13 protein-coding genes are annotated in these 16,830 nt (G+C 67.1%); 3 read left to right on the plus strand and 10 right to left on the minus strand.

The features are described 5' to 3' along the window. Positions 1–275 precede the first annotated feature (275 nt). From MYA_RS23890 to MYA_RS23920, 7 genes are read right to left on the minus strand one after another with little or no spacing between them, the layout of a single operon-like run. On the minus strand, positions 276–1,142 hold the full coding sequence (locus MYA_RS23890) for an alpha/beta fold hydrolase (protein WP_014725432.1): 867 nt from the start codon (positions 1,140–1,142) through the stop codon (positions 276–278). Positions 1,143–1,156: 14 nt separating this feature from the next. Beyond that, positions 1,157–2,410 carry a 3-(3-hydroxy-phenyl)propionate transporter MhpT gene (gene mhpT, locus MYA_RS23895; RefSeq protein WP_011882648.1) on the minus strand — a complete coding sequence of 418 codons (1,254 nt, stop codon included), beginning with the start codon at positions 2,408–2,410 and terminating at the stop codon, positions 1,157–1,159. A gap of 58 nt (positions 2,411–2,468) precedes the next feature. Then, a complete protein-coding gene (gene dmpG, locus MYA_RS23900) occupies positions 2,469–3,491 on the minus strand; it encodes a 4-hydroxy-2-oxovalerate aldolase (protein WP_319000444.1) in 1,023 nt (340 codons plus the stop codon). Between the two features lie 15 nt (positions 3,492–3,506). Beyond that, positions 3,507–4,454, minus strand: a complete 948-nt coding sequence (locus MYA_RS23905; protein ID WP_014725434.1) for an acetaldehyde dehydrogenase (acetylating) — start codon at positions 4,452–4,454, stop codon at positions 3,507–3,509. Between the two features lie 17 nt (positions 4,455–4,471). Continuing rightward, complete coding sequence (gene mhpD, locus MYA_RS23910; RefSeq protein WP_014725435.1) at positions 4,472–5,260, minus strand: 2-keto-4-pentenoate hydratase; 789 nt, start codon at positions 5,258–5,260, stop codon at positions 4,472–4,474. A gap of 4 nt (positions 5,261–5,264) precedes the next feature. Continuing rightward, positions 5,265–6,218, minus strand: coding sequence for a 3-carboxyethylcatechol 2,3-dioxygenase (locus MYA_RS23915; RefSeq protein WP_014725436.1), 954 nt, complete (start codon positions 6,216–6,218; stop codon positions 5,265–5,267). Between the two features lies 1 nt (position 6,219). Continuing rightward, on the minus strand, positions 6,220–8,067 hold the full coding sequence (locus tag MYA_RS23920; protein WP_014725437.1) for a bifunctional 3-(3-hydroxy-phenyl)propionate/3-hydroxycinnamic acid hydroxylase: 1,848 nt from the start codon (positions 8,065–8,067) through the stop codon (positions 6,220–6,222). A gap of 164 nt (positions 8,068–8,231) precedes the next feature. Between MYA_RS23920 and MYA_RS23925 the strand changes: the two genes are divergently transcribed. After that, the gene (locus MYA_RS23925; protein ID WP_034194532.1) at positions 8,232–9,044 is read left to right on the plus strand and encodes a DNA-binding transcriptional regulator; all 813 of its coding nucleotides are present in this window, start codon (positions 8,232–8,234) and stop codon (positions 9,042–9,044) included. Between the two features lie 279 nt (positions 9,045–9,323). Here the strand turns inward: MYA_RS23925 and MYA_RS23930 are convergent, their stop codons facing one another. Beyond that, a complete protein-coding gene (locus MYA_RS23930; protein WP_011882655.1) occupies positions 9,324–10,562 on the minus strand; it encodes an SfnB family sulfur acquisition oxidoreductase in 1,239 nt (412 codons plus the stop codon). A gap of 287 nt (positions 10,563–10,849) precedes the next feature. Between MYA_RS23930 and MYA_RS23935 the strand changes: the two genes are divergently transcribed. After that, positions 10,850–12,109 (plus strand): acyl-CoA dehydrogenase family protein, encoded by a 1,260-nt coding sequence (locus tag MYA_RS23935; RefSeq protein ID WP_014725442.1) that lies wholly within the window; start codon positions 10,850–10,852, stop codon positions 12,107–12,109. Continuing rightward, positions 12,106–13,506: an LLM class flavin-dependent oxidoreductase gene (locus MYA_RS23940; RefSeq protein WP_014725443.1), complete on the plus strand. Its 1,401-nt coding sequence runs from the start codon at positions 12,106–12,108 to the stop codon at positions 13,504–13,506. The genes MYA_RS23935 and MYA_RS23940 overlap by 4 nt, the downstream gene beginning before the upstream one ends. 114 nt (positions 13,507–13,620) lie before the next feature. Here the strand turns inward: MYA_RS23940 and MYA_RS23945 are convergent, their stop codons facing one another. Further along, a complete protein-coding gene (locus tag MYA_RS23945; RefSeq protein ID WP_014725444.1) occupies positions 13,621–15,048 on the minus strand; it encodes an MFS transporter in 1,428 nt (475 codons plus the stop codon). Between the two features lie 284 nt (positions 15,049–15,332). Next, positions 15,333–16,805 (minus strand): efflux transporter outer membrane subunit, encoded by a 1,473-nt coding sequence (locus MYA_RS23950; RefSeq protein ID WP_041494329.1) that lies wholly within the window; start codon positions 16,803–16,805, stop codon positions 15,333–15,335. Positions 16,806–16,830 lie beyond the last annotated feature (25 nt).

Here is a 16,830-nt window from a genome sequence, read left to right on the forward strand (position 1 = left end):
GCCGAATGCGCATCTTCACACGAACGACTACTCACGACACCGGCAATTTATTGGTGGCCCTCGGAATAGGGACGCCGATTAAAACAAAATATTAATGGAATTGAAACTGACACTTTTGACAGGGTCGTTGCGATTCCTTGGCGGACAAAGGGGTTGTTCAGCTTCGCCGGCGGCGGATCATAAAGGCCGCCGTTGATTTCGAGGATGCGGCCATTTTCTTGGACTGATTTACGTCGTTAGGCCGGGCAAACGGCCGCCACCGATGCCACCCTTCGTTATCGGCGCAGGAACTCGAGCACCATCCGGTTGAAGCGCTCCGCGTGCTCCCATTGCGCCCAGTGCCCGCAGCGCCCGAACACGTGGAGATCGGCGTTCGGCATATTCCAGACGAGCCGCAGCCCGACATCCATCGGCACGAACCGGTCGTCGCGGCCCCAAATCACGAGCGCGGGCGCCTTGATCTCGCTCAGCCGGTGACCGTAATCCGGAAACTGCTTCGGATTGGCCGCCAGACTTTTCACGAAATTCTCCAGATGATCGCGCCGTCCGAGCATGTTCTCGAGCCGCGTCTGCATCAGCTCTTCCGTCATCGTGCTCGCATCGTAGACGAACACGTTGAGCATCTTCTTCAGGTTCTCGAGCGTCGGGTCGCGATACAGCGCTTGAAGCAGCTTGATGCCTTCGGTCGGCATCGGCACGAACTGGCTCGGACCGCCCGTGCCGCCGCCCATCAGCACCAGCTTGCCGACCCGCTCGGGATACGACAGCGCGAAGGCCACCGCGCTATGCCCGCCCATCGAGTTGCCGACGAGATGCGCGCGCCCGATGCCGAGCGTATCCAGCACGCCCGCCAGCACGCGCGCGTTGAGGTCGGAGCGCGAGCCGGTACAGACGATCGAATCGCTCTTGCCCCAGCCGGGACAGTCGACGAGGATCACGCGATAACCCGCGTTCGCGAATGCGTCCACGTTGCGATGGAAGTTCGCCCAGCCGGTCGCGCCCGGCCCCGAGCCGTGCAGCAGAACGAGCGCTTCGTTGCCGGTGCCCGTGTCGTTGTAGTGCACGCGCAGTTCCGTGCCGTCTTCCACCACGTTCACGTACTTGCTGGTCGCGCTTTCGGTATGAATCACAGTGTCAGTCATGTCGATGTCCTTCGTCAGATCGATTCGGTTCCAAGGGTGTGCGAGCCGTTGACCGACTCGCGCGGAGATTTCGCGACTGCGGTGAGCGCACCGAGCGCCGCGATGACGATGAGCGGAATGCTCGAGATCACGAGCAGCGACGCGCTCTGGCCCAACGCCAGCAGTTGCCCGGCGATCAGCGGGCCGATCATCGAACCCATGCGGCCGACGGCCACCGCTGCGCCGACGCCCGTGCCCCGCACCCGCGTCGGATACGTCGCGCCGGCGAGCGCATACAGCACCGACTGCGTGCCGACGAGAAACAGGCCGGCCAGCAGGCCGCCCCATGCCATCGACACGCTCCCCGTCGCACCGGCGAGCGCCAGCAACGCAAGCGCGATGCCGGCATACATGCCGACCACGACCGGCCGCTTGCCGATGCGATCCGACAGCCCCGCGATCACGATCGCGCCGATGCCGCCGCCGATGTTGAACATCATCTGCACGACGCTCGCCTGGACCGGCGTGAGGCCGCGCGAGAGCACCATCGACGGCAGCCAGTTCATCAGGAAATACAGCACGATCAGCGTCCCCAGGTAGCTGATCCACAGGGCGATGGTCGTCCCCGCGCGCCCGTCGCTGAAGAGCGCGCGCACGATGCCGTCCTTCGACGCGCGGCTCGCACCCTGGCTCGCCGCGGCGAATTGCGTCGACTCCTTCAAGAACAGCGCCAGCAGCGGCAAGGTCAGCAGCGGCCCGATCCCGCCGACATAGAAGATCTGCCGCCAGCCCTCGGCGCCCGGGCTGACGATGCCGATCACGGCCGCGAGCGCCGCGCCGAAAGGCATGCCGCAGTACATTGCGCCGACCGCCGTGCTGCGCTGTCGGGGCGGCGCTGCCTCCGCGCACAAGGCGATCAGGTTCGGCATCGCCGCGCCGAGGCCGAGGCCCGTGAGAAAGCGCGCGACGAGCAGGCTCTGCAGATCCCACACCTGGGTCGTTGCAATCGAAAATATCCCGAACAGCGCGACGGACATCATCAGCACGCGCTTGCGGCCGATGCGATCGGCGAGCCTGCCGCCAAGCGCCGCGCCCGGCAACAAGCCGAGCGCGCCGATACCGAATGCCCAGCCGAGTTGCGCCACCGCGAGATGAAACTCGCGTGCCATGCGCGGCGCAGCGATGCCCGTGGATTGCAGATCGAGCCCTTCGAGGAGCGCGACCGCGAGGCACAGGCCGATGGTGATGCCGCCGCCGACGCGCGGGGGGGAAGCCGTTGACGTGTTCATTGTTGTCTCCAGGTTGAACGATGCAGCGCTCTTCGTGGCGCCTGGCATATCGGATGGTTCAGGCGCGTGCTTCGCGCCTCTTCAGATCGAGCGCGACGTCGACGATCATGTCTTCCTGACCGCCCACCATGCGTCGCTTGCCCAGTTCGACGAGAATGTCGACGGCTTTCAGGCCGTATTTCTTCGCCGCGATTTCGGCATGCCGCAGAAAGCTCGAATACACCCCCGCATAGCCGAGCGCGAGCGTTTCGCGGTCGACCCGCACCGGCCGGTCCTGCAACGGGCGCACGATGTCGTCGGCCGCGTCGAGCAGCCGATAGAGATCGGTGCCGTGGTGCCAGCCAAGGCGCTCGGCCGCCGCGATGAACACTTCGAGCGGCGCGTTGCCGGCTCCCGCGCCCATGCCAGCCAGGCTCGCATCGATGCGATCGCAACCTTCCTCGACCGCGGCGATCGAGTTGGCGACGCCGAGGCTCAGGTTGTGATGGGCATGCATGCCCGTCTGGGTCTCCGGGCGAAGCGCTGCCTTGAGCGCCCGGAAGCGCGCGCGGATGTCGTGCATGTTCATCGCGCCGCCGGAATCCACCACGTACACGCAGGTCGCGCCATAGCTTTCCATCTTCTTCGCTTCGATCGCGAGATGGTCGGGCGTCGTCATGTGACTCATCATCAGGAAGCCGACGGTATCCATGCCGAGGCTGCGTGCGTATTCGATGTGCTGCTTCGAAATGTCCGCTTCCGTGCAATGGGTTGCGACACGGACGACACGCGCACCCGCGTCGTACGCGGCCTTCAGGTCATGAATCGTGCCGATGCCGGGCAACAGCAGCGTCGCGATTTTCGCGTGCTTCACCACCTCGGCTACCGCCTCGATCCATTCCAGATCGCTGTGCGCGCCAAAGCCATAGTTGAAGCTCGAACCCTGCAGGCCATCGCCGTGTGCGACCTCGATGCTGTCGACCTTCGCCTCGTCGAGCGCGCGGGCGATGTCCTGCACGTTCTGATTCGAATACTGATGACGGATCGCGTGCATGCCGTCGCGCAGCGTCACATCGGAAATGTAGAGTTTCTTGTCCATGATCGAGTGCTCCTTGCGTCAGGCGTTCACGAGCGACGCGGCCATGCGCTCGGCCGTTGCCAGCGCGGCGGACGTCATGATGTCGAGATTGCCGGCGTAGGCCGGCAGATAATGCGCCGCGCCTTCCACTTCGACGAAGATCGAAGTCTTAAGTCCGCTGAAACGGCCGAGTCCGGGGATATGCACCGGCGCAGCGGCGGGGATGTCGTCGAACTGCACGGACTGTTTCAGCCGATAGCCGGGCACATAGGCCTGGACCGCAGCGGCCATCTCGCTGACCGACGCTTCGATCAGCGCGCGGTCCACCGCTTCGGACAGCAGATACACCGTGTCGCGCATCATGAGCGGCGGCTCGGCCGGATTGAGCACGATGATCGCCTTGCCCTTGCCGGCACCGCCGACCGCTTCGAGCGCCTTCGACGTCGTCTCCGTGAACTCGTCGATGTTGGCGCGCGTGCCCGGCCCTGCCGACTTGCTGCTGATCGACGCGACGATCTCCGCGTAATGCACCTTTGCGACGCGCGACACCGCGGCGACCATCGGGATCGTCGCCTGCCCGCCGCAGGTGACCATGTTCACGTTCGGCGCATCGAGATGCGCGTCGAGATTCACCACCGGCACGCAGTACGGGCCGATGGCAGCGGGCGTCAGGTCGATCATCCGAATGCCGGGCTTGAGCGCGCGCAGGAACGCGTCGTTCTTCACATGTGCGCCGGCCGACGTCGCATCGAACACGAAGTCGATCTCGTCGAACACGGGCAGGCGCGCGAGCCCTTCCACGCCTTCATGCGTCGTCGCCACGCCGAGCCTCGCGGCGCGCGCGAGGCCGTCCGAGGCCGGATCGATGCCGACCATCGCGGCGATTTCGAGGTGCTTGCCGCTGCGCATGATCTTGATCATGAGGTCGGTGCCGATGTTGCCGGAGCCGATGATCGCGGCCTTGCACCGGGTGTTGTCTGTTGCCATGGGAATGTCTCCGTCCGTCATTCGGTGAAAGTGGCGCGCACGCTGCCGAGCCCGTCGATGTGCGCCGCATAGGTGCCGGCCGCCTTCACTGCGACCATCGGGCCAAGCGCGCCCGTCAGCACGACGTCGCCCGCACGCAGCGGCGTGCCGAGTCGGACCATCCGGTCCGCGAGCCACGCGGCCGCATTCAGCGGATTGCCGAGGCACGCAGCGCCGTTGCCGCGCGACAGGACTTCGCCGTCCTGCGCGAGCGTCATCGCGCACGCGGTCAGATCGATGTCGCGCAGCAGGACCGGCCGGCTGCCGAGCACGAACAGCGCGCTCGATGCGTTGTCCGCGACGGTGTCGAAAAAGCGGATGTCCCAGTCGCGGATGCGACTGTCGACGACCTCGATCGCGGCCACGGCATACGCGGTCGCGGAGATGAGGTCCGCGAACGTGTGTTTTTCTGCGGTCAGGTCGCGTTCGAGCACGAGCGCGATCTCCGCTTCGACCTTCGGCTGGATCAACGACGCAAGCGGCATCGGCTCGCCGTCGCCGTACGCCATCGACGCGAACAACGCACCGAAGTCCGGCTGATCGACGCCGAGCTGCTTCTGCACCGCAGGCGAAGTCAGGCCGATCTTCCTGCCGACGACACGCTCGCCGCTGGTCTTGCGCAAGTCGTTGTTGATCTGCTGGATCGCATAGGCGAGCGTCGCGTCGCCGTCCGGACAGGTATCGCGCAGCGGTGCGATCGTCCGGCCCGACGCCTGTGCTTCACGCAGGCGCGCGGCCATCGAAGCAATGCTGTTGTCATCCGACATGGTTCTATCTCCTGGAAAGGGTCCGCTCTCGCGCGTGCATCGCGCCGAAACCCGCGATCCATTCGGGAATCGCGCGGTAGTAATCGATCGACGCCGTGTACGGGCCGCTCGCCGCAAGCGCGCCGAATGCGGCGACCCACGTGCGGATCTCGTGCGCGGACTTGCCCGCATCGCGCGTGATCGCTTCGTTCGTGAGGCCATCGGCGGCGGTGAGGTCACCGCGTTCGAGCAATTCGAGGAACCTGCGATCCCATGCGGGATTGAGCGGATGCAGGCGGCTGTCGCCCGCTGCGAATGCCCTGGCCGCCGCGACGGTGCTGGATTGCCGCGCATCGCGCGACGCGGGCGACGGGTTGCGGCCCGCGATCAACCGTTCCGCGACGACGTCGTCCGCGCCGGCGATTTCCGGCACGGGCGGCTCATGCGAGATGCCGCCCGAGCCGATCACCAACACGCGCCGGTTCATGCGCGCGACGGCACGGCCGATCGCGTCGCCGAGCAGGCGCGCGCGGCGGCACGACGCCATCGGCGGCGCAACCGAGTTGATGAAGACGGGTACCACCGGGAAGCGGTCGATGCGGCCCGTGAGTACCTCGAGCGCCTGGGCGCAGCCGTGATCGACCTGCATCCGATACGACACGGCGACGTCGATATCGCTCGCGAGCGCCGCATCGGCGAGCGCGAGCGCCGCATCGCGCGCGACGGGCAACGGGCCGGCCGCGCTGCCGAAATCGCCGACGGCCGTCGCACTTGCGCCGATGCAGAACTGCGGCATCACGTCGTAAAAGAAGCCGTTGTAGTGATCCGGCGCGAACACGATCACCAGCTCCGGATCGAACGCGTCGACCCGCTCGCGCGCCGCGCGCTGCACGTGCTCGACTTCCGCGACGACTGCCGGCGCGGGATCGAAATAGCCGTGCAGCGGCGTGTGCGACATGCATTCGAGATGGATCGGCATCTCAGGCTCCCACCAGGCCTGCGGCCGGCGCGAACGTCGCGTCGTCGGCCTGCGCGCCCGTTGCCACGGAAAGCGACAGCCGTTGGGCGAGCTGCGACACGCATTCCGATACGCATTGCGGCGAGCACATGCCTGCCACGAAGCGGTCCGGCCGCAACAGCACGACCGACTCCGGCACCCGCGCGAACCAGTCGCGCAGGCACGAGTCGACATCGCCGATCGCGATCACGTCTGCGGGTACGTCGTCGCGGAAGCCGAGCTGCGGGTCGGGCTTCGCGAGCACGAAGCATCCGCCGAGCGCGCTCCAGATGCGGCGCGCCTCGGGCGTCAGGCCGAAGGTCGGGTCCGTGCCCCAGCTCAGGATCGCGAAGCGGTTGCCGATCGCATCGTCGAGCCGGACGATGCTGCAATCCGCGACACGCACGCGCGGCTGGATGAACATGCGGCCCACGGGCGTCCCCGCCTGCGCATCGCGGCCGTGCACGATCCGTCCGAGCAACGATTCACGCTTCTCGCTCATCAGACCGACCAGCCTCCCGAACGCGCCGTGCCCCCGGCTGGCGATCAGCCGCGCGAGCATGCCTTCGGACCGCGCGCGTCGTGCCAGCAGCACGACGCCGTCTTCATAGCGCGGCATCGGCTTGAAACGCATCTCGACGAAGTAGCGCTTCAGGGACGGCAGCACGTCGAAGCAGCGCACGAACGCGTCGCGCACGCGCGTTCCGACGAAGCTCGTCGGCGCGAAGATGTCGCCGGCCACTTCCGACAGGTGGATCATCGAGCGCGCGTGGGCGCGCCGCTCCATCGTGTAGGTATCGAGCAGCGCGTCGCGCGCCGTGCCCTTCACGACCATCGCGAGCTTCCAGCCGAGATTGCTCGCATCGCGAATCCCGCTGTTGTAACCCTGCCCCTGCCACACCGGCATGATGTGGGCGGCGTCGCCCGCGAGCAGGATGCGCTTCACGCGGAACACGCTCGCGAGCCGCGCGTTGTGCGTATAGACCCGTTGGCGGATGTAGTCGACCTTGTCAGGATCGTCGACCACCCCGCGCACCAGCGCCGCCATGTTCTCCGGCTTCGACAGCTCCTCCTCCGTCTCGCCCGGCATCACCATGAATTCGAAGCGCCGGATGCCGTGCGGCAGCGCCGCCGACACGTAGGGCCGCCGCGCGTCGCAATGCAGATAGACATGCGGAGAGCCGATCGGATCGTTGCGCACGTCGATCACGATCCATTGATTCGGCTTCGTGCGCCCTTCGAACGGCACGTCGAGCGTGCGGCGCACGAAGCTGTTGCCGCCGTCCGCGCCGACCATGTATGCGGCGCGGATCGTCGTGCGCACGCCGTGCGCATCGGTCGCGTCGATGGTCACGCCGCTTTCGTCCTGCGCGAAACGGTCGACGTTGTGGCCGAGCAGCGTCGACACATGGTCGAAACGCTCGAGACCGCGGTACAGGATCTGATCGGCGAGCGGCTGGATGAAGGCGTTGCGGCGCGGCCAGCCGAACTCGTCGGTGCGCGGCTCGATCGACGCGAAGCACTTCCCATTCAGCGTGAAGCGCATCCAGTGATTCGGCGTGGTGTGCGGCAGCAGCGCCTCTGCGAGGCCGACCGACTGGAATACGCGCAGTGCTTCGTCGTCGAGCCCGATGGCGCGCGGATAGTCGATGATCTGCGTGAGCTTCTCGACAACGACGACGCGCACGCCCTGCAGGCCGAGGATGTTCGCGATCATCAGGCCGACCGGGCCAGCACCGATGATCGCGACATCGGCGTCGATCGAGCGAGGTGTCGTTTCGTGAGGATGAGCGCGGCCGAGGCCGGCCGCCGGTTCAAAAGCGGGGCGCATGCTTGTCTCCTGACTGGACTTGTTCGTTGTGCTGAATCGACGCAGCGCGTGGCTGTCGCTCGTTCAGCTTATGGACGCAGTTTAGGGATGGCGGAAAACCCTCTCAACAAAATCTCAGGAATGTGCATAGAATGCACATGATTGATTTAAATGGGGTTTTTGCCGTGACAACCTACACAAACGTGCGCGGCCTGGCGCGCGGCCTGCAGGTGCTGCGGGCGCTGAACGCGATGGAAGACGGCCATGCAACGAGTCAGCAACTCGCCGATCTGACCGGCCTGCATCGCACCACGGTGCGCCGTCTGCTCGAGACGTTGATGGAAGAAGGTTTCGTGCGCCGCAGCACATCGGACGACAGCTTCCGCCTGACGCTCGCGGTGCGTTCGTTGAGCGAAGGATTCACCGATACCGAGCGCATCGCGACCGTGGCGCCGCCGATCATGGGTCAGTTGCTGCAGCGCGTGGCATGGCCATCCGATCTGACCACGCCCGATGGCGACGCGATGATCATCCGCGAGACGACGCATCGCTTCAGCCGGCTGTCGTTTCATCGCGCGATGGTCGGGCGGCGCCTGCCGATGTTGCTGACGGCTGCGGGCCGCGCCTACTTCGCAATGTGCCCCGACGAGGAGCGCGAGGATATTCTGGAACTGCTGCGCTCCGGTGCGGGCGGTGACGAGCAACAGGCGTTCGCGAGAAACGATGCGCTCGTGCGCAAGCTGATCCGACGTGTGCGCGACGACGGTTTCGGATCGAACCACGGTGACTGGACCGCGCAGGCGAAGATCGGTGCGGTGGCGGTCGCGATCAGCGCGGACGAACGCGTGATCGCGAGTCTCAACGTCATCTTCCTGTCACGCGCGGTACGGCTCGAAGACGCCGTGCGCCGCTATGTGCCGGAGCTGCAAAAAGCAGCACTGGATATTGCCGAAGCATTGAAGCAGGAGTCGGAAGCGCGTCCCCGCGCATCGACGTAGGATCCCGCAACGGCCTAATGTCTATCTCACCGTCGCGTCGGCACGCGACGGGGCGAATCCGCACGCAACAGCGGACGTTCATCGATGCGGGCCATCGCGACGATGCAACTGCGCGAGAAGATTACTCGTCTTCTCAAGCATTCATGATCGGCGCGCGTATTCCCAACCGACGGCCGTGATTCTCGTCGTCGACGCACTCGGGTTCGCGCTCGACGGTACCGCGCGGCTAATCGCCAACGCGACGATCGATCGGGCCGCGATCGGCGGCCCACGAGCGGCTCAGTTCCACGCATGGCGTGCCGGACGCACGCCGTTCAGGTAGTAGTTGCCGACGAGGTGATATTTCCAGCGCACCGGATCGTGCAGCGTATGCGTGCGCGCGTTGCGCCAATGCCGGTCGAGATTGTGCTCGGCGAGCGTCGACTGCGTGCCGGCCAGCTCGAACAGCTTCTCTCCCGCGAGCAGCGCCACCTCGGTCGTCAGCACCTTCGCCTCGCCGACCGCGACCGATGCGCGCGCAACGTCGTCTTCGGTCACGTCGCCGCGCGCCGTGATCTCGTCGAGCGTGCGTGCCGCGCGTTCGAGCAATGCCTCGGCCGCATGCAGCTGGATGTGCAGATGGCCGATCTCGCGAATCGTCAGCGGATCGTCGACTGCACGATCGACGCCGCTGTCGACCCACGGGCGCGTGCGGGTCCGCACGAACGCCAGCGTATCGTCGATGGCCGCCTTCGCGATGCCCGCGTCGATCGCGGCCTGGATGATCTGCGACAGCGGGCCGTTGAGCGTCGGCACGTCCGACACGCGCTGCGCGGGCAGCACGTGCGACGCCGGAACGCGCACCGCATCGAGCACGACCGTGCCGCTCGCGGTCGTGCGTTGCCCGAATCCCGACCAGTCGTCGATCACGGCCAGCCCCGGCGTCGGTTGCGGCACGTACGCGAGCCATGCCTGGCGTGCGTCGTCGAGGCCGAGCACCGGTACGTAATGCGCGAACAGCGCACCGGTCGAGTAGAACTTCGTGCCGTCGACGACATAGTCGTCTCCGTCGCGGCGCACGCGCGTCTTCAGGTCGAGCACGTGCTTCGTGCCCTTCTCCGAGAACCCGTTGCCGAAGCGCTTGCCGCTCAGTATCTCCGCGAAGAAATGGCGCTTCTGCGCGTCGGTGCCGGTGAGCGCGATCACGTCGACCAGCCCGAAATGATTCTGCGGCAGCTGCCCGAGCGACGGATCGGCCGCCGCGACGATCTTGACGACCTCGGTCAGCGTGACATGCGACACGCCTGCGCCGCCGTATGCCTTCGGCACCGTGATCGCCCACAGCCCCGACTGCGAGAACCATTCGATTTCGTCGCGCGGCAGGCGGCGCGTGCGATCGCGCTCGGCGGCATCTTCCGCGAGCCGCTTCGCCAGCGCGTGCGCGGCTGCGATCGCCTGCGCATCGTCGGCGATCACGCGGGCCGCGGGTGGTTGCACATCGGCTGGCTGCTCCTGAATCGTCGCGCTCGTGTCTGACATCGGGTTCTCCTGTCGAATGACGAAAGCACTCAATCTAGCAGCGCAGCGCGGGCCGGAAAAACGAGCGATTCTCGGAACGATATTCCTCCGGATAACAAACGACCCGATCGGCGCCGGCGACACGCGCTTCGGCGCCGCAATCGACGCGCCGGCGTCGCCGCATCGCGGTGCACCTGCGGTAATACGCAGCGACGATAACGATCTGCGAATCCGTTATTGGAACGCGCATGTCGCGCTTCCTATACTGGCCTCCCGGCGCAATCGGCCCGCTCTTCGAGGAACACCGCATGACTTCGTTGCACGCTGCCCCCGACCTATCCACCGGTACCGACTACGACGCGCTCGCGAGCCGGTTCAGGCCGATCTTCGAGCGCATCGCCACGGGCACCGCCGAACGCGAACGCCGCCGCGAGTTGCCGCACGAGGCGATCGGCTGGTTGAAGGCCGCAGGCTTCGGCGCGGTGCGGCTGCCGGCCAGCGCCGGCGGCGCCGGCGCCTCGCTGCCGCAGCTGTTCCGGCTGCTGACCGAACTGGCCGGCGCCGATTCCAATCTGCCGCAGGCATTGCGCGGGCATTTCGCGTTCGTCGAGGACTGGCTGAACGCCCCGTCCGGGCCGCAGCGCACGACCTGGTTCGATCGCTTCGCAAGCGGCCAGCTGGTCGGCAACGCATGGTCGGAGGCCGGCGACGTGCCGCTCGGCCAGACCGTCACGAAGGTGTCGGAGCGCAACGGCCGGCTCGTGCTGAACGGCCGGAAGTTCTACAGCACGGGCAGCCTGTTCGCCGACTGGATCGACGTGTTCGCGCAGCGCGCGCACGACGGCAGCGACGTGATCGTCGCGGTCGCGACCGCGCAGCCGGGCGTGATCCGTGAGGACGACTGGGACGGCTTCGGCCAGACCACGACCGGCAGCGGCACCACGCGCTTCGAGGATGCGACCGTCGACGCCGACCACGTGATCGACTTCGCGCGCCGCTTCAAGTACCAGACCGCGTTCTACCAGTTGTTCCACGTCGCGACGCTGGCCGGCATCGGCCACGCGATCGTACGCGACGCCGGCGAGCTCGTGCGCAACCGGACGCGCGTGTACAGCCACGGCAACGCACCGCGCGCGGGCGACGACGTGCAGCTGCAGCAGGTGATCGGCGAGATCGCGTCGTGGGCGTATGCGGCCGACGCGCTCGCGCTGCGCGCCGCGCAGCCGCTGCAACGGGCCTATGAAGCGCGCTTCGGCGACGACGAAGCGATCGAGCACGCGGCGAACGTCGCGGCCGAGATCGAATCCGCGCAGAGCCAGCTCGTCGTGTCCGAACTCGTGCTGCGCGCGGCGACGCGCCTGTTCGACGCGCTCGGCGCGTCCGCGACGCGCACCACGACCGCACTCGACCGCCACTGGCGCAACGCGCGCACGGTGTCGTCGCACAATCCGCTCGTCTACAAGGCGCGGATCGTCGGCGACTGGGTCATCAACGGCCGCACGCCGCCGTTCGTCTGGCGCGTCGGCAACGGTGCGGGCACCGGCGTGGAAGCGGGAGGCGCACGATGAGCAAGACGATCCGTTTCAACGCGTTCGAGATGAACTGCGTCGGCCACCAGTCGCCGGGCCTGTGGGCGCATCCGCGCGACCGCTCGTGGCAGTACAAGGACCTCGACTACTGGACCGACCTCGCCCGCGTGCTCGAGCGCGGGATCTTCGACGCGATCTTCATCGCGGACGTGATCGGCTATTACGACGTCTACCAGGGCAGCAACTATCACGCGCTGCATCAGGCCGCGCAGATCCCGGTCAACGATCCGCTGCAGCTTGCCGCGCCGATCGCGATGGCGACCGAGCATCTCGGGATCGGCATTACCGCGTCGACGACGTTCGAGCACCCGTACACGTTCGCGCGCCGCCTGTCGACGGCCGACCATCACACGAAGGGCCGGCTCGCGTGGAACATCGTCACGTCGTACCTGGAGAGCGGCGCGAAGAACGTCGGCGACCAGGGCCTGCGCACGCACGACGACCGCTACGCGGTCGCGGCCGAATACGTCGAGGTGCTGTACAAGCTGTTCGAGGGCAGCTGGGAGGATGGCGCGGTGGTGCGCGATCGCGACGGCCGCGTGTTCACGCATCCCGAGAAAGTGCACGAGATCGGCCACAAGGGTCGCTTCTTCGACGTGCCCGGCTACCATCTGTGCGAACCGTCGCCGCAGCGCACGCCGGTGCTGTTCCAGGCCGGCGCGTCCGGCCCCGGCAAGGCGTTCGCCGCGCAGCACGCGGAATGCGTGTTCGTCGCCGCGCCGACCCGCGAGCAGCTCGCACGCTACGTGGCCGACGTGCGTGCGCAGGCCGCCGCGGCAGGCCGCGATCCGGCCAAGGTGCTGATTTACAACCTCGTCACGGTGATCGTCGACGAAACCGACGAAAAGGCGCAGGCCAAGTTCGACGAGTACCGCCGCTACGTGTCGTACGATGGCTCGCTGGTGTTCATGTCGGGCTGGACCGGCATCGACTTCGGCCAGTACGCGCCGACCGATCCCGTGCGGCGCGTCGAAACGAATGCCATCGTGTCGGCCGTCGAGCACCTGGCGGGCGGCGACACCGCGTGGACGATCGAGGCGCTGGCCACGTGGGGCGGTATCGGCGGAATGGGGCCGGTGTTCGTCGGCTCCGCCGCGACCGTCGCGGACATCCTGCAGGAATGGGTCGCGGCGACCGACGTCGACGGCTTCAATCTCGCGTATGCGGTTGCGCACGAAACCTTCGAGGATGTCGTGCGTCATCTCGTGCCCGAGTTGCAGCGCCGCGGCGTGTATCCGACCGCGTATGCGCCGGGCACGCTGCGCGAAAAGCTGTTCGGCGGCTCGGCGCGACTGCCCGACGAGCATCCCGCCGCGCAGTTTCGCGATATCGAGCAGGTCAAGCGTGAAGCCGAGCGGGAGGCGGTCGGCGCGTAGCGGGACGTCGAGGCCGGTCTGCCCGCGTGCGGGCCGACCGGCTGCAATACCAACGGCTTCGTGCGGTTCGACGAAGCCGTTGGCGCTTTTCGGGGCGGTCGATGCCCCGCGCGTTCATGCGACGCTTTCGTCGTCGATGTCGTGCGCCGTCGGTTCGTACCGCACGATCAGCAGGAACGCGATCGGCGTGACCGCGCTGACCGCGACGACCCAGAACATGTCGGTGCCGAGACGCGCCTGCAGGATCGGCAGCACGAACAGCGCGAGCGCCTGGCCGATGCCGCACAGCGAGCGTCCGAAGCCGACGCCGGTGCCGCGGATCGCGGCCGGATACGACAGCGTCGGATAGATCATCATCTGCGCACCGGGGCCGAATCCTTCGGCGAACAGCCAGGTCCCGAGCATCAGCAGCACGACGCCCACCGCGATCGCGCCGTGCGGATGCCCGGCGAGCGCCAGCGCGACCAGCGCGATCGTCTGCAGCGCGAAGCCGGCGATCGCGACATGGCGCGACGGATAGCGATACGCGAGGCGCATGCCCAGCAAGCCGCCGGTGAACGCGAACAGCACGTTCAGCGCAAGCGACGCCGCGATCGTTTCGAACACGCCCGCGCCGAGAAACTGCGACAGGATCGACGGCAGGAAGAACGCGATCGCCGTGTACTCGAACGGAATGCACAGGTTCATCGCGCTGGCGACGATCGTGCGCCCGAGATACGGGCGCTGGAACAGCACGCGGATCCGCACGGGCGGCGGACTCGGCTCGCGCCGCGCATCGTCGGCCTCATGCGCGTGAATGCCGTACGACTCGCGCAGGATGCGCGCGGCATCGGCCAGGTCGCCCTGGTTCGCGGCCCACAGCGGCGATTCGTTCATGAACCGGTTGCGGAACAGGATGATGACGAGCGCCGGCACCGCCCCGAAGATCAGCGATGCGCGCCACAGCCATCCCGCGTGCTCGGCCGGCAACAGGAAATACAGGCCGAAGATCAGCAGGAAGCAGACCGACGACGCGACGTACCACATCGGGCACCACGCCGCGAGCCGCGACGCCTTGTTGCCGCGCCCGTTGAACTTCGAGAATTCCGCGAGAAACGCCATCGCGACGGGCAGGTCGATGCCGACGCCGAGCCCCATCACGAAGCGGGCCGCGATCAGCACCCAGACGTTCGGCGCGAGGCCGGCCGCGATCGCCGCGACCACGAAGAACAGCATGTCGGCCATGAACACCTGATAGCGGCCGATCCGGTCGGTCAGCCAGCCGCCGATCAGGCTGCCGAAGATCGTGCCGATCATGATCGCCGAACCGACGAGCCCGGTCAGCGCGGGCGTCAGCCCGAATTCGCGCGCGACGTCGTCGATGCCGTAGGACAGCGTCGTGAGGTCGTACGCGTCGAGAAACACGCCGCCGAGCGCCAGCAGCACGATCATCCGCGCATGGCTGACCGAACTGTCCACGGTATTGATCAGGCGCGCGACGTCGCTGGCCGAGCGGATGGGAGAGGAAACCGGTGTTGCAGGGCTTAGATCGATCGAACTCATCGCATTCCTTGGGGTTTGGCGGAATGCACGCCGAGGCCGGCGTGGAGCCGGAGCCCAGGCTGGTGCATTCGCGATCGGCAGGATTTCGACGGAACGCGGGCGCGTCGACAGACTGACGTGATTGCGTTCCGGCAGCGGGCATTCTGTTCCGCCGATCCCGGTATCCCAAGCGATATAAAGCGATAAATTAATCGGGCTGCGTCATAACGTTGGCCGGCTGGCTGGCCCGATCAGCAGCAGCGCTGCATGTTCAAGCGCGGACTTCTTCGGGAGCGGAGCATGTCTCAATCGGCCGACGCATCCGGCGCGCGCGGCGTCTCGCCGGCGTGCTGGATCCAGCCGCCGCCCAGCGCACGATACAGATCGACGAGGTTGGTCCAGCGCGCGAGGCGCGCGCTGATCAGCGACTGCTGCGCGGAATACAGATCCGTCTGCGCGGTCAGCACCGACAGATAGCTGTCGACACCGTTCTTGTAACGCAGGTCCGACAGATCGAAGCGACGCTGCTGCGCATGCTCGTTGCGCTCGAGCGCGGCGATCTGCAGATCGTACGTGCCGCGCGCGGCAAGACCGTCCGACACCTCGCGGAACGCCGACTGGATCGCCTTCTCGTAGTTCGCGATCTCGATGCGCTTCTGCACGTTCGCGAGGTTCAGGTTCGCGATGTTCTGCCCGCCTTCGAAGATCGGCATCGTCAGCTGCGGCGCGAACGACCACGCCGCCGTGCCGGCCTTGAACAGCCCGCCGAGCGTCGGGCTCGCGGTGCCGAACGCGGCCGTCAGCGAGATGCGCGGGAAGAACGCCGCGCGCGCCGCGCCGATGTTCGCGTTCGCGGCCAGCAGCGTCTGCTCGGCCTGCATCACGTCGGGACGACGCGTGAGCAGGTCCGACGGCAGGCCCGCCGGCACGTCGGCGAGCAGGTTCTGCGCGTCGAGCGACATGCCGGCCGGCAGATCGTCCGGCAGCGGCTCGCCGATCAGCAGCACCAGCGCATTCACCGCCTGCGCCCGCGCACGCGCCTGCGCCTGCTGGTTCGCGAGCGCCTGCTCGACGACCGTCTGCGCCTGACGCAGATCGAGCTCCGAGCCCGTACCGTTGTCGAACTGCAGCTTGGTCAGGTCGTACGACGCCTGCGCGGTCTTCAGCGTGTTCTCCGTGACCTTCAGCAGGTCCTCGGTCGACAGCAACGTCAGATACTGGTCCGCGACCTGCGACACGAGCGAGATCTCGGTGGCCTGCCGTGCATACGAGGTCGACAGGTACTGCGCGAGCGCCTGGTCCTTCAGGCTCTGCACGCGGCCGAACAGGTCGAGCTCCCAGGACGCGGAAAGCCCGACGCTGTAGGTGCGCGTGATGAGCGGCTGGCGCGTCGTCGACACGCCCGCGGGATAGCGCTGGATGTTGCCGGAGCCGGTGCCGTCGAGGGTCGGGAACAGCCCCGCGCGCGTGATCTGGTACTGCGCGCGCGACGCCTCGATGTTCAGCACCGCGACGCGCAGGTCGCGGTTGTTGTTCAGCGCGATCTCGATCAGCCGCTGCAGGCGCGGATCGGCGAAGAATTCGCGCCAGCCGATGGCGGTCGCCGCCTGGCCGTTGGCGCTGCGCGTGCCGGCCGCAGCGGGCTGCGTCGCGTAGACGCCGCCGGCCGGGTACGCCTGCGCGACGGGCGCGTCGGGCCGCGTGTAATGCGGCGCCATCGTGCAGCCCGTGGCGAACAGCGCGAGCGCCGCGGCGGCCGCCATGCGAAATCCATTCATGTTGCCCTCGTTGCGTCCCGTCGCG

The sequence above is a fragment of the Burkholderia sp. KJ006 genome (assembly GCF_000262695.1).
GTDB lineage: Bacteria > Pseudomonadota > Gammaproteobacteria > Burkholderiales > Burkholderiaceae > Burkholderia > Burkholderia vietnamiensis.